The following is a 13,699-nucleotide window of genomic DNA, read 5'->3' as shown; positions in this document are numbered from 1 at the left end:
GCACCGAACAAAACATACCGCCCGTATCGCGACCGATACGGGCGGTATTCGTTTGTGCAGCGGTCAGAACTGCTTCTTCAGCAGGGACCTGTCCATCGACCAATATCCGCCGCCGAAGGCAGCGAAGAGGGCTGCGCCACCTGTCCAGAACAGCGAGGCGAGCTCCGCCTTTGTCTGGACCTGCTCCAGAAAGATCGTGCCGCCATCGGCAAGACGACGCAGGCCTTGCGGGGTGAACAGCGTTTGGTCCGCCGCTTTCAAGGCTTCCATGCCGGCTTCCGTCAAGAGGGCGTGGCCGTATGGGTTGGCGAAATGGAACCACAGGGTGATGGCCAGCATGACCGTATTGGCCAGCGCGACAGGGCGCGTAAACAGCCCGACCGCAAGAAACATTCCGCCGAAAAACTGCATGGCCGCCAGCGTGGGCGACCACAGCCAGCCGGGGTAGAAGCCCAGATTTTCAACAAAGCCGACCTGTGCAAACGGTGCCATGATCTTGGGGTATCCCTCAACGACGAGCATGCCACCAATGGCGACGCGAAGCGCCGTCCAGGCGAGCGGCTGGGCAAATCTTTCATAGAACCCGGACAGCAAAGGGATGATGAGGGCAGTGCGATCATTTGAAAAAGGAGCATTTTTATTCATGTCAGTATCTTTCCTGGGTTGATGATCATCAACCTGCACCCGTCGGCATGCGATTTGTTTGACCTGTGTCAAGACGCTCGCAAAACAGCATGAGTCATCTGGGATTTGGCTGCGCGTGCCGGGGGGATGACGCAGACGGGCCAAGTTTCCTGTCAGCTGCGACATATTCCGCTTGACTGTGACGGGCGAGAAGAATAGCAACGGCGTCAGGACACCTCTCCCTAACGAGGGGCGCCTATCTGAAAGGGTAGTCAAATGACAGATATAGTGAAGCCGGACACCCGTCCGGGCAATACGCATTTCTCTTCTGGTCCTTGCTCGAAGCGTCCCGGTTGGTCGCTTGAAGCTCTCGCCGATGCACCGCTTGGTCGTTCGCATCGCGCCAAGGTTGGCAAAGCCAAGCTAAAGCAGGCCATCGATCTCACCCGCGAAGTTTTGAACGTTCCTGCCGATTATCGCATCGGTATCGTTCCTGCATCCGACACCGGCGCCGTTGAAATGGCTCTGTGGTCGCTGCTCGGTGAACGCGGCGTCGATATGGTTGCGTGGGAAAGCTTCGGTGCCGGTTGGGTGACCGACGTCGTCAAGCAGCTGAAGCTGAAGGACGTGCGCAAAATCGAAGCCGATTACGGCGTTCTTCCTGACCTTTCCACGATCGATTTCGACCGTGACGTGGTCTTTACCTGGAACGGCACCACCTCAGGTGTTCGCGTTCCCAACGCTGATTTCATTCCGGCCGACCGCAAGGGTCTCACCATCTGCGATGCGACGTCTGCCGCCTTTGCGCAGGACATGGACTTTACCAAGCTCGACGTCGTGACCTTCTCCTGGCAGAAGGTTCTGGGCGGCGAGGGTGGCCATGGCGTCATTATCCTGTCGCCACGCGCTGTCGAGCGTCTGACGACTTACGTGCCTGCTTGGCCGCTGCCGAAGATTTTCCGCATGACCTCAGGCGGCAAGCTGATCGAAGGCATCTTCACCGGCGAAACCATCAACACGCCGTCCATGCTCTGCGTCGAAGACTATATCGATGCGCTGCTGTGGGCGAAGAACCTCGGTGGCCTGAAGGCTCTGATGGCGCGTGCCGATGCAAATGCAAAGGTCATTTTCGACTTCGTGGCTGAGCATAACTGGATTGCCAATCTGGCCGTTGTCGATGAGACGCGCTCCAACACCTCCGTCTGCCTCAAGATCGTCTGCAAGGACGTAGCTGCTCTTGACGCCGCCGCGCAGGCCGATTTCGCCAAGGGCATGGTTGCCCTTCTCGAAAAGGAAAATGTCGCGCTTGATATCGGTGCCTATCGCGATGCTCCATCAGGCCTTCGCATCTGGGCCGGTGCAACTATCGAAACCGCAGACATGCAGGCCGTCATGCCCTGGCTGAAGTGGGCATTCGAAACGCAGAAGGCTGCGACTTTCAAGGCTGCTGCCTGATCTATTCCGGCCCTGTCTCGGCAGGGCCGCGCATTTCCGCTTTCAAGAATAAACCCTTTTTCAGGAGCCCACACCATGGCACCTCGCGTACTCGTATCTGACGAACTGTCGGAAACCGCCGTCCAGATTTTCCGTGATCGCGGCGTAGACGTCGATTTCCAGCCGAAACTCGGCAAGGACAAGGACAAGCTGGCCGAAATCATCGGCAATTACGATGGTCTGGCTATTCGCTCTGCCACCAAGGCGACCGAAAAGCTGATCGAAGCTGCGACCAATCTCAAGGTCATCGGTCGCGCCGGTATCGGTGTGGACAATGTCGATATTCCCGCTGCTTCGCGCCGCGGTATCATCGTTATGAACACGCCATTCGGTAACTCCATCACGACTGCTGAACACGCCATTGCGCTGATGTTTGCCGTTGCCCGCCAGCTTCCCGCTGCTGATACCTCTACGCAGGCTGGCAAGTGGGAAAAGTCCAAGTTCATGGGCGTCGAAATCACCGGCAAGACGCTGGGCGTCATCGGTGCGGGCAACATTGGCGGCATCGTCTGCTCGCGTGCGCTCGGTCTCAAGATGAATGTTCTGGCCTACGACCCCTTCCTGTCGCCAGAGCGTGCGCAGGAAATGGGCGTGACCAAGGTCGAGCTGGACGAGCTTCTGGCCCAGGCCGATTTCATCACCCTGCATGTGCCGATGACCGACAAGACGCGCGGCATTCTGGGCGCTGAGAACCTTGCCAAGACCAAGCCCGGCGTTCGCATCATCAACTGCGCCCGTGGTGGTCTGGTTGATGAGGCAGCACTTGCCGAAGCCATCAAGTCCGGCCATGTCGCCGGTGCCGGTTTCGACGTGTTCGAAGTCGAGCCCGCAACGGAAAGCCCTCTGTTTGGCCTGCCCAACGTCGTCTGCACGCCGCACCTTGGCGCATCGACCACGGAAGCACAGGAGAACGTGGCGCTTCAGGTTGCCGAGCAGATGTCTGACTATCTGGTCAAGGGTGCCGTTTCCAACGCCATCAACATGCCGTCCATCACTGCTGACGAAGCGCCGCGCCTCAAGCCCTTCATCAAGCTGGCAGACGTTCTCGGCTCCTTCGTCGGTCAGGTGCAGGAAAGCGCCACCAAGGAAATCGAAATCCTTTATGATGGTGCGACCGCCAACATGAACACCAAGGCGCTGACCTCTGCACTTCTGGCCGGTCTCATCCGCCCACAGGTGGCTGACGTGAACATGGTTTCCGCGCCCATCATGATCAAGGAAAAGGGCATCATCCTTTCCGAAGTCAAGCGCGACAAGACCGGCGTTTACGACGGCTTCATCAAGCTGACCGTGAAGACTGAAAATCAGGTTCGTTCAGTTGCCGGAACGGTGTTCTCGGATGGCAAGGCCCGTTTCATCCAGATCAAGAACATCAACATGGATGCCGATGTCGGTCAGCACATGATCTATATCACCAACACAGACGTTCCCGGCATGATCGGCTTTATGGGTACGACGCTGGGTGAAGCTGGCGTCAACATCGCCAACTTCCAACTGGGTCGCGAAAAGGAAAGCGGCGACGCGATTGCGCTTCTTTACGTTGATGGTCCGGTTTCGGAAGACGTGCTGGATAAGCTGCGCGCCAACCCGGCCATCCGTCAGGTCAAGTCGCTGTCTTTCAACATCGACTAAGCTGGTTCAGGCTAGCTTCGACACATGAAAATCACCCGGCACAGGAGAAATCCCGTGCCGGGTTTTTTGTATTTACGACCATATATTTACTCAAGGTTGCATATCACGAAAAATTTTATGCCATTCCTCTAAAAATGATGATCCATAGTTGCTATATCGACAAAGACGAGCCGCTCAATGGGAGGGCGGTGCAACAGGAGAAGACGATGTTTGCTGCCATTAGGCGCTTTAGGGGTTTGTTTGCGGTTGCCGCATTGGGCATTGCCGTTTCATTCATTGCTGTGGATATGGCCGAGGCACGGCGCGCAAGCGGCGGTTTCGGTAGCCGTGGCACGAGAACCTTTTCCGCGCCGCCTGCAACAAATACGACGCCGGGTCAGGCAGCTCCGATCAACCGCAGCATGACGCCGAATACCAACCAGGCAACGCCGGGTGCAGCACAGCCTGCGCGCCCGAATGCACAGGCGCCGCAGCAGAGCCGCGGTATGTTCGGTGGTATGATGGGCGGCCTCATGGGTGGTTTGCTGATGGGTGGCCTGTTCGGCATGCTCATGGGTGGCGGCTTCGGTGGTATGGCCGGTTTCTTCGGCATGTTGCTGCAGGGTCTTCTCATCGGTGGTCTGATCATGCTGGCCATGCGCTTCTTCGCATCGCGCCGTCAGGGCAAGCCTGCTTTCGGCGGTGCGGCTGGAAACAGCTCGGCGCGCAGTGACTATTCTGCGCCACAGGGCAACCAGAACTCTATGGGTGGCTTCAAGATCCCGCAGATGGGCTCCAAGGCCGGTTCCTTCGGTGGTGCCGCCGCCGCAGCAACGGCTGCTGCTGCTCCTGTCGCGGCCAAGCCGACACCGCATGAAAATGCCATGTCGGAAGGTGATGAAATCGGCGTGACGCAGGTCGATCTGGAAACCTTCCAGAAGACGCTGGAGAACGTTCAGGCTGCCTATGCCGCCGAGGACTATAGCGCCCTTCGCAAGCTGACCACGCCTGAAGCCATGTCCTATCTGGCCGAGGAACTGAGCGACCACGCCACCAGCGGTGTCAAGAATGACGTGCGCGACGTGACCCTGTTGCAGGGTGATGTTGCCGAAGCCTGGCACGAAGAGGGCAAGGACTACGCCACGGTCGCCATGCGCTACTCCGCCATCGACGTGATGCGTGATCGCAATACCGGCAAGATCGTTGAAGGCAACGAGCATGAGCCGGAAGAATCAACCGAGCTGTGGACATTCGTTCGCCAGAACGGTTCGGAGTGGCAGGTCGCTGCCATTCAGGCCGCAGCCTGACAGGTTGAAAAAAACTGAATGAAAATGTGGCCGGTGCAGAGCAAGTTCTGCACCGGCCATTGTCGTTCCAGAGGCCCTGTGTTTCAGGCGCTCGCGGTGTTTTGGGCGCTAAGCCCTTGTTATGGTTCGCCGCAGTTCATCCACGCAATCGCCACTTTCCATTCATCCGGCGTTCAGTCAGGGAGCTTTACCCAAGGGCGCAACACAGCAATGTGAAATCAACGCGAGCGGTAAAACGTTGTTTTTGGCGGAACCGCAGCCTTAAAACCGCGTTCACGATCCAAGTTTGGATGGTACCCCGAGAACCATCCTGTCGTTCGGATCAGGCAGTCTTCGCTCAGAGATGCCTGCGATTATGGAGAGCAAGCCAGATGAAACGCTTTGACCTGATCGATGGGATGCGCGGGTATTTTCTCGTTTTCATGCTGATCAACCACCTCGTCTTCGCTGGCGGCCTGTGGCTGATGGAGATCAACCACCGGCAGTTCGCCTTCGTGGAAGATGCTCAGGGCTTCGTGTTCCTGTCCGGTCTTCTGATCGGCATGGTCTATGCCCGCAAGATGATGAAGTACGGCTACGAGATGGGCCGGGACCTCATCTGGGCGCGGGCGCTGGAACTATATAAATACGCGATGGGCCTCGTCATTGCGGTGCTCTTTGTCCGCATGATCATCCCGCATGCACCTTACATCTGGTACAACTGGCTCGGCATGACGTCGTTTGACGATCCGCTGCGTCTGGCCGCAATCGCGACCTTCCTGTTCCAGCCGACTTTCATGGACATTCTGCCGCAATATATCGTCTACATGATTTTTGCGCCGTTCCTCGTCAAGCTGTGCCTTGATGGCAAGTGGGCGTACGTCATGGCCGGTTCGCTTCTGGTGTGGATGGCAGGTCAGCTCGGCTTGCAGCAGCTGTTCACGACGCCGGTCAATGAACTGGTGAAGGGTGCAGACGAGCAGGGCATTCGTGTCAGCTTCAACCTGTTCGGCTGGCAGTTGGTGTTCTTCTCCGCGCTGGTCATGGGTGCGATGACGGCGCAGAACAAAATCGCCTGGACGAAGATCTTTTCGCCGCAGCGCAGCTGGATTGCCAAGGCGGCGCTCATCGTCTGCCTGTTCTTCGTGCCGCTGCGCATTGCAACGGCTTGGAACCTGATGCCTGAATTCATGCTCGGCAAGTTCTCGACCATGGAAATCCGTGCTGACTTCGGTCCGGTCTACCTCATCAACTTCCTCGCTGTTGGCGTTGGTCTGACATGGTTGCTGATCGCCGGTCCCAAGCATCATAATCCGCTGGTGCAGAAGGCTGCTGCGGCCGTGATCTGGGTTCTGTCTCTTAAGTTCCTGCAGCTTCTGGGTCGCCACTCGCTTCAGGTCTATGTCTGGCACGTCGCGATTGTCTACGGCATCTATTATCTCGATGGCCGCACGGCTGAGCTGACGCAGGTGGAAAAGACGATCATCGCTCTTGTCGGTGTCGCGATGCTGGCGCTCCCTGCACTGTGGAGAGAACGCGAAAAGTGGCTGGGCGACGGTCAAAAGACCGCCGGCGCCTGAAGTCATCCATCTAGAACCAATGCAGTAGAGGGCGGTCCACCGCCCTCTACTTGCGTTTTCAGCCAATTTTTTCTATATGCAGCACCTTAATTCCGGTTGAGCCGGAGACGACAGGCGGCGGGGCCTTGACCCCCGGTATGACTGACGATTGGAAAACACGTGAACACGCTCGACTTTGATAAGAAGCCGGAAGACACCCGGATTGTCGTCGCCATGTCCGGCGGCGTGGACTCCTCCGTTGTGGCGGGAATCCTCAAACGCGAGGGCTATGACGTCCTCGGCATCACCCTTCAACTTTACGATCACGGCGCTGCCGTCCACCGCGCTGGCTCCTGCTGCGCGGGGCAGGATATCGACGACGCGCGCCGCGTCTGCGAAACGCTGGGCATTCCGCACTATGTGCTGGATTATGAAGCCCGCTTCCGCGAAACCGTGATCAATCCCTTCGCCGAAGCCTATGCCATGGGCGAAACGCCTGTTCCCTGTGTGGCCTGCAACCAGACGGTCAAGTTCGCCGATCTCCTCGCCACCGCACAGGAACTGGGCGCGGATGCGCTGGCGACCGGCCACTATATTCGCTCTCGCCTCAACCCTGTTGCCGGCCACCCTAATCGCCGTGCGCTCTTCCGCCCTATCGATAGCGACCGCGACCAGAGCTGGTTCCTGTTTGCGACCACGCAGGAGCAGATCGATTATCTGCGCTTCCCGCTGGGTGGTCTGTCCAAGGCGCAAACGCGTGAGCTTGCCGAAGAGATGGGCCTCGTCGTTGCCAAGAAGGCCGACAGCCAGGACATCTGTTTCGTGCCGCAGGGCAAGTATACCGATATCATCAACAAGCTGAAGCCGAACGCAGCACTGGTGGGCGATATCGTTCATCTCGATGGTCGCGTGCTTGGCCGTCACGATGGCATCGTGCATTACACCATCGGCCAGCGGCGCGGCATTGGTGTCGCCACTGGTGAGCCGCTCTATGTTGTCCACCTCGATGCCCGTGGACGACGCGTCGTCGTCGGCCCCCGCGAGGCGCTGGAAACGCACCGCGTCTATCTGCGCGACATGAACTGGCTGGGTGACGGCGATCTTTCGAGCGACGCGGGCGAGGGCTTTGCCTGTTTCGCTAAAGTTCGCTCCACACGCCCTCCAGCTGAAGCGGTATTGCATGTGGATGAGAAGGGCGTCTACGTCGATCTCTCCATCGGTGAAGCAGGCGTTGCCCCCGGCCAGGCCTGCGTCCTCTATTCCGCCCCCGGCGCCGACGCCCGCGTCTATGGCGGTGGCTTCATAGAGCGTTCGGAGCGTTCACCGGAAGCTGAAGCGTCGCTGAAAGCCCTGTTGCAAAACCCGGTCGCGGCCTGAAACCATTCAGCTTTTTGTCGCAAGACAGAAAGCGACGTTTTTGCGCATCTTGCGCTTGACACCAAAGGGAGCGGCACCTTATAAGCCGCTCATCCTGATGGAACGGACGGTTACAAAACTGTCACGTCCCTCTGTGGCGGGGTAGCTCAGGTGGTTAGAGCAGCGGAATCATAATCCGCGTGTCGGGGGTTCAAGTCCCTCTCCCGCTACCACTTATCTCTCGGAATACACTTTCAAAACATCCGACAACGGCTCGTAAACATCCCGTTTGCCGTTAGCAAACCTTGCTGACAACAATCCATTCTCACAGGCGCGGTCGTCATCCCAGCCGGGGTGGTTGACGATGGGGTAGAGGCAGATGCCTTCTATTGGTACGCCCTGTTTCATGGCGGCGGTGACTTCCTGGTGGATGTAGGACATCCAGCTGGCGCGGCGCTCGCCTTCTATGCCGGTTTCGGCGATGAAGATGGGTTTGCCGTAGCGGGCGTATGTTTCGGTGAGGATGGTTCGGAAGGGTTTGTAGAGTGGGTGGTCCATGTCGATGGGTGGGCCGCCGTGGATCCATTGGTTGTTGTGGTAGTAGTTGACGCCGACGATATCGAGATATTTATCGGCACCGCCGATCTGCGGCCACATGCGGCCAGCAAGCAGATCCCAGCCCTGAAATTGCGATTGGCGGTGGCCTTCGGCCACGCCTCTCTCCCATGGGCGGGAGGGGTCGGTGATGACGTTGATGACGGGGTCGCAATGGACGAAGCGCGCTCTCGGTTCGACGTCGAGAATGGCATCCATGGCGGCTATGGCTGCGTGGGCCAGTTGCACTTTCAACTCAAAACCCCGGCCATGGGCGAAGGGGTTGAGATAGGCAGCATCCCCACCGCCCCATGAGAAGAACGAGATTTCATTGACGGGCGAATAAAAGGGGATGGCGTCGGTCTGGTCTTTCACCAGCTGTGCGGCGGCAGCGGCAAAGCGGGCGAAGCGTTTGACGAATTGAGGGGACCATATGTCGATATCATCAGGCCAGCCGTAATGCAGCAAATCCCAGATGACCTGCGTTCCCGTATCGCATGCGGCTTTCAGCATTGGGGTGAAGCTGGACCAGTCGTAATGGCCCGGTGTCGTCTCGATCAGATACCAGCGCAATCCATCCCGGACGGTGGTGATAGAGTGCGTGGCAAGCTGGCGATAATCTTCTACAGCGTGGCGGTCGTGCCCCGTTGCAGCGATGACATCCAGCCGCTTTCCCCGGCTCTCGCAGTCACGCGGGCGAAGGCGGTGGGTGGAACATTCGAAACCGCCCTGAAGAAACGATTGGAAAATGCCTGTCGGCTTTGCCGACTGTCTTTCCCTGATGACGTTATGGATGAGCCGCTCCCACTGCGGCACGATGGCATTTACGCTGTAGGTCGATACCACTTTTTGGCGCAGCGCCAGCCCCAGCCTGCTGCGCAACTCGGCGGAGGCGCTCAGTCTTTCGATCGCGGCTGCCACGCAGACCGGGTCGTGATAGGGCACGAAGATGCCGGTTGTGCCATCCTCTATCTGCTGGGCGGCGCCATTGTCAGGCGTGGCAATGACAGGCAGACCGGCAGCGCCCGCTTCGGCGATGACGTGGGGCATTCCTTCACCCTTCGACAGCCAGACGAAGATATCCAGAGCCGACAGGAGAGCGGGAATGTCCTTGCGGTCTCCGAGGAATGTCAGGACATTGTCGAGACGTCTTTCCCTTACGAGGTTGCGAAGGGCGACGGCATAGTCCGGCAGGAAAGCGTCCGGGCCACCGATGATGACGAAACGGGTGTCCGGATTGTTGATATGGACGTGTGCTGCAGCCTCGATGAAGTCTTCGACGTTCTTTTTCGGATCGAGCCTGCCGACCCAGCCGACCAGCATGCTCTCTCCGGTAACGCCGAGGGACGCGCGTGTGGCATCGCGGGCACTGCCATCAAATTCGGCGATATCCACCATCGAGGGGATTTCGATGGCGTCGCTTTCCCGGCCCGGCATGACACTGGCTGCGGCGTCGCGGATGGAGCGGCAGACGCCCACATAACGGCTGGTGTGGTGCTTCGGCCCGGCCAGAGCTTCAGACACCAGTCCGCCATGTTCGATGAGCGGAGGACGCCAGTGCATACGCTCCAGTGCGGGATAGATATCCGCGACGTTCTGGCAGGAAACGACGACGTCGTAGGCCGCTATCGTGTTGGAGAGATAGGCGACCGTGTCTTCGAAAGACAGAGTGTAAGGGGTGGTGTCGACGTCCACGCCCAGGTCGCGCAACTGATCGTGGGTCTGGTGTGGCATGTTTTCCTTGTGGAAACAGACCACGACATCCAGACGGTACCGGCTGCGGTCGAGGTTGCGAGCCAAGTGCCGAACTTCCGTTTCCTCACCACCGACCACAAGCCAGGCAAAAACGAAGAGAATGCGGATGGGCGGTTGCTGCTCTATCATTCGTCGGCCTTGAAAACGATCTGAAGAAATTCCGGCCTGTTGGTCACCAGATCGGCAAGGAAGGCGGGACCATCACGAAGCGGAACGATGTGGGTGATCATCTCCTGGCGAATGATCTTGCCATGGCTTTCAAGCAGGCTGACGGTTTCCTGCGCGAGGCGACGTCTGTTCCATTGGTCCGACATGCCGCGAGGGACGCGGTTGATCTGGGCGCAGCGGATGTTGAGCCCGTTGTGGTGAAACTCTTCTCCGAGCCTCAAATGATCTGCGCCTCCCTGATAGAAAGCGAGGTCGATGACCGTTCCTTGAGGGCGCAAAGCTTTCAACGCCGTATGAAGGCTTTCGGCGTGGGCGCGGGTCTGGAAAACGATATCTGCGCCGCGGTCACTGCCGCCATTGTGCCAGCGCGCCTTGGCATGCTGCCATGCATCCGCTTCGGTCATGGCCGTAATACCCATCGCATGGGCCTTTTGCCGCCGAAACGCCGAGGGATCGGCAAGGACAACGTCCAATGCTCCAGCATTTTGCGCAAAAAGGGCTGTCATCAACCCCACGGTGCCGGAACCAATGACGATGACATTGCGACCCGCAATGCCTGCGCCGAACGAAGGTGCCTGTGCGCCGAGCGCGTCGGAATCCGCATGCAGAATGCCATTGGCGGCAATCGGTCCCATCTGGGCCACCAGCACACCCAACACCGGATCGATATCCTGCGGCAGCGGCAGCATCACGTCATGAAAGGGGTCCGCAGTGTGTCCGCTTTTGTGTCCGTAGGTCCCGGCGATGATGTCGCCCTGGGCAAAACCGGCGGCGCGCGATTCCGAAACGCGTGCCACTTCCATGTAGCCAAGAAAGGGAACGGGATAGTGAAGGTCCGGATCGTTTTCAATGAAAACACCGCGCCCGCCATCGAAGCGTGAATGGAAATAGGGGTTGGTGTTTTTCATGAAGGTCAATTCGGTACCGGCGGAAAAGCCGGTATAGAGCGTTTCCAGCCGAACCTGACCATCGCCGGGCGGGCCTTCTTCATAGTCGAACAAGTATGCTCGCCCCGGCGCTTCAATGCCGAGTGAATGGATGATGCGGTGGCCGGGGGAAAGACCTTGCGGTTCTTCCACGCGAGGCAAATGCCGCAAAGGTGCGGGAGAGTTGCGCCGCACGGCAGGCTCTTCCAGCCGCACCGGTTGACCTTCCCGGGCAGAGGTGGCGACCGCAAGCGCCACCCGGTGGGTTGCCAGCGCATCCTGATAGGTGCAGCGAATGTGGTTTTCGCCGCCGCTGACAGCGTCGATAAAATCGCGATCTTCCCGCCAGACGGGATCGCCTTCGGCATGGCGCACGGGCCGTCCCGCGCCGACATCGACCATGATGTCGTGATCGGTCAACTCAATGGCCAACCGATCCGCGAAAATGTTGAGCCCCACCCGGTGGCTCCAGCCCAGCAGGCAGGTGGAGGAAATAGTGGCGATGACGCCGGACTGGAAGGTCAGGCTGGCGGTGGTTACGGCGGGAACGTCGAGACCCGGAAATTCGGGTCGTTCGCGGAAGCCGACGCGGCCATAAACGTCTTTAATCTCGCCGACGAGGTATCGGGCCAGATCAATGATATGGGTAGCCTGCTCTACCATCTGTCCACCCGATCCGTCCGTCTTCCACCACCATTGCGGGGGAGGGGTCTGGTCCAGCCAGTAGCCGGACAGGAGCTGGGCGGGATTGTCGGCCAGACGAGTGCGGGCCTCATCCACCGTATCGAGATATCGCCAGTGATAGCCCACGCCGGTGATCAGCCCGGCGGTCTCGATGGCATTACTCAGCTCTTCTGCAAGGGCAAGATCCAGCGTGATGGGTTTTTCGACGAAAAAGGGGATGCCACGCCGGATCAAATCCCGCTCGGCATCTCCATGCGCGAAGGGTGGGATGCAGATATAGACGGCATCGAGAGCCTGCTGGTCCAGCATGGCGCGGTGATTGTCGAAGGCCTTTGCACCGAACCGAAAGGCGGCCTGTTCCGCACGAGCGAAATCAGGGTCTGCAAAGGCCACCAGCTCGACATCGTCGAAACCGGCCAGAATGTCGAGATGCCGATTGGCAATGCCGCCGACGCCAATAAAGCCGATACGTGCCTTGTTCATGGAAACATGTCCTTGTGTCATGGTAGCCTGGGTAGACGTAGACAGCACGCGGCCGTAGACGGCGGCAGTTTCGCTGGCCATGCGTTGCGCTGAAAACTCGGTCTCAAATCGTTTGCGTCCAATTTGTCCAACCGCCCTTGCTTTTGCCTCGTCATCAAGCGCGGCGATAACGGTGGCGGACAGGGATGCCGGGTCTGCGCATTTCGCGAGGTACGGGTGGTCAGCTCCCAACGCTTCGAGAGTGCCGCCAATCCGCGTCGCAACCACGGGCAAACCAATCGACATGGCCTCCAGCACGGCGATAGGCAGGCCCTCGAATTGCGAGGGCAGCACGAACGCATCGGCCTTTGCCATCAGATCGGCGATGTCGCTGCGCTGTCCGGCAAAAATAACGTGGTTCTGGAGAGACAAAGTTTCTACCAAAGCGCCGATCCTCCCTATTTCATCGCCCTTGCCGACGAGAAGCAGCAGGACGGAAGGATGAGCGGCAAGGATGGCCGGGAGCGCCTGGATCAGCGTGGTGTGATCTTTCTGACGGGAAAATCTGGCAACGGTGATCAATATTTTCCTGTCATCGAGACCGGTCAGGATGTCGGGATTGGCAGCGGGCGACGGCTGCAAGGCAATTATCCCGTTTCGAACAAGAGTAAGGTCTTCAGCGCTGACATCATTGGCTTCGAAACTTGCCCTGGAATCTGCGGAGACGACGATGCGATGGGCAAGTTTTGCGCATTCGCGGGCATAATGCCGCTTCTGATCTTCGTCCGTCAGAAGATAGGGGAGGTGTTCCGTGCGAATGACGGGGATGCCGCAGGCGATGCCGGCTTTTGCGACCTCATGACCTTCCCAGCCAATGCCAGCGTGAACGTGCAGCAGAGACACGCCCGACGTTTTCAGCCAGCCTGCAAAGGATGCCGTATCGTCATAGGTCTTTACTGAAAGGCCGAGGCTTGCGGCTCTGGTCATGAGGTCCGATGCGTTGCCGACGGGGCTTGCAATCGTGATGTCCCAATCGTTGCCCAGTGTAACGGCCAGGGTCAGCATGTGTTCACCCATGCCGGATGGATCGAGACTATCGGTCGCGAGAACGATGCGGTGTCGCTGGCTGATCATAGGCTGGTGACGGCTGCAGTGTCACCGCGGCTCAATGCAGCAGGCT

The 13,699-nt window shown here is 58.7% G+C and carries 8 protein-coding genes and 1 tRNA gene; 6 read left to right on the top strand and 3 right to left on the bottom strand.

Annotation, left to right across the window (positions count from 1 at the left end):
* Positions 1-63: 63 nt before the first annotated feature.
* Positions 64-645: a DoxX family protein gene (locus tag ASF29_RS18070; protein WP_062452047.1), complete on the bottom strand. Its 582-nt coding sequence runs from the start codon at positions 643-645 to the stop codon at positions 64-66.
* Positions 646-900: 255 nt separating this feature from the next.
* On the opposite strand from ASF29_RS18070, the gene ASF29_RS18065 reads away from it, so the two are divergent.
* From ASF29_RS18065 to ASF29_RS18040, 6 genes are all read left to right on the top strand, one after another.
* The gene (locus ASF29_RS18065) at positions 901-2,079 is read left to right on the top strand and encodes a phosphoserine transaminase (protein WP_062452046.1); all 1,179 of its coding nucleotides are present in this window, start codon (positions 901-903) and stop codon (positions 2,077-2,079) included.
* A 75-nt stretch (positions 2,080-2,154) separates the two neighbouring features.
* Positions 2,155-3,750, top strand: a complete 1,596-nt coding sequence (serA, locus tag ASF29_RS18060; protein WP_062452045.1) for a phosphoglycerate dehydrogenase — start codon at positions 2,155-2,157, stop codon at positions 3,748-3,750.
* 206 nt (positions 3,751-3,956) lie between these two features.
* Complete coding sequence (locus tag ASF29_RS18055) at positions 3,957-5,036, top strand: Tim44 domain-containing protein (RefSeq protein WP_062452044.1); 1,080 nt, start codon at positions 3,957-3,959, stop codon at positions 5,034-5,036.
* A gap of 371 nt (positions 5,037-5,407) precedes the next feature.
* Entirely contained in the window at positions 5,408-6,595 is a 1,188-nt protein-coding gene (gene opgC / locus ASF29_RS18050) for an OpgC domain-containing protein (protein ID WP_062452043.1), read from the top strand.
* Between the two features lie 159 nt (positions 6,596-6,754).
* Positions 6,755-7,951, top strand: coding sequence for a tRNA 2-thiouridine(34) synthase MnmA (gene mnmA, locus ASF29_RS18045; RefSeq protein ID WP_062452042.1), 1,197 nt, complete (start codon positions 6,755-6,757; stop codon positions 7,949-7,951).
* 135 nt (positions 7,952-8,086) lie between these two features.
* Positions 8,087-8,163, top strand: a tRNA-Met gene (locus tag ASF29_RS18040).
* A 1-nt stretch (position 8,164) separates the two neighbouring features.
* Here the strand turns inward: ASF29_RS18040 and ASF29_RS18035 are convergent.
* Entirely contained in the window at positions 8,165-10,408 is a 2,244-nt protein-coding gene (locus ASF29_RS18035) for a glycosyltransferase family 4 protein (RefSeq protein ID WP_062452041.1), read from the bottom strand.
* Complete coding sequence (locus tag ASF29_RS18030; RefSeq protein ID WP_062452393.1) at positions 10,405-13,650, bottom strand: glycosyltransferase; 3,246 nt, start codon at positions 13,648-13,650, stop codon at positions 10,405-10,407. Before ASF29_RS18030 ends, ASF29_RS18035 begins: the two co-directional genes overlap by 4 nt.
* Positions 13,651-13,699: the final 49 nt, after the last annotated feature.

Origin of the sequence: Rhizobium sp. Leaf262 (assembly GCF_001422245.1) — a bacterium.
GTDB lineage: Bacteria > Pseudomonadota > Alphaproteobacteria > Rhizobiales > Rhizobiaceae > Agrobacterium.
This window is presented reverse-complemented; position numbering and strand designations above follow the sequence as displayed.

Bases quoted from the DNA above. Each gene is read 5' to 3' on its own strand.
- opgC (WP_062452043.1), top strand. From the start codon at position 5,408: ATGAAACGCTTTGACCTGATCGATGGGATGCGCGGGTATTTTCTCGTT.
- ASF29_RS18065 (WP_062452046.1), top strand. From the start codon at position 901: ATGACAGATATAGTGAAGCCGGACACCCGTCCGGGCAATACGCATTTC.
- serA (WP_062452045.1), top strand. From the start codon at position 2,155: ATGGCACCTCGCGTACTCGTATCTGACGAACTGTCGGAAACCGCCGTC.
- ASF29_RS18035 (WP_062452041.1), bottom strand. From the start codon at position 10,408: ATGATAGAGCAGCAACCGCCCATCCGCATTCTCTTCGTTTTTGCCTGG.
- ASF29_RS18055 (WP_062452044.1), top strand. From the start codon at position 3,957: ATGTTTGCTGCCATTAGGCGCTTTAGGGGTTTGTTTGCGGTTGCCGCA.
- ASF29_RS18070 (WP_062452047.1), bottom strand. From the start codon at position 645: ATGAATAAAAATGCTCCTTTTTCAAATGATCGCACTGCCCTCATCATC.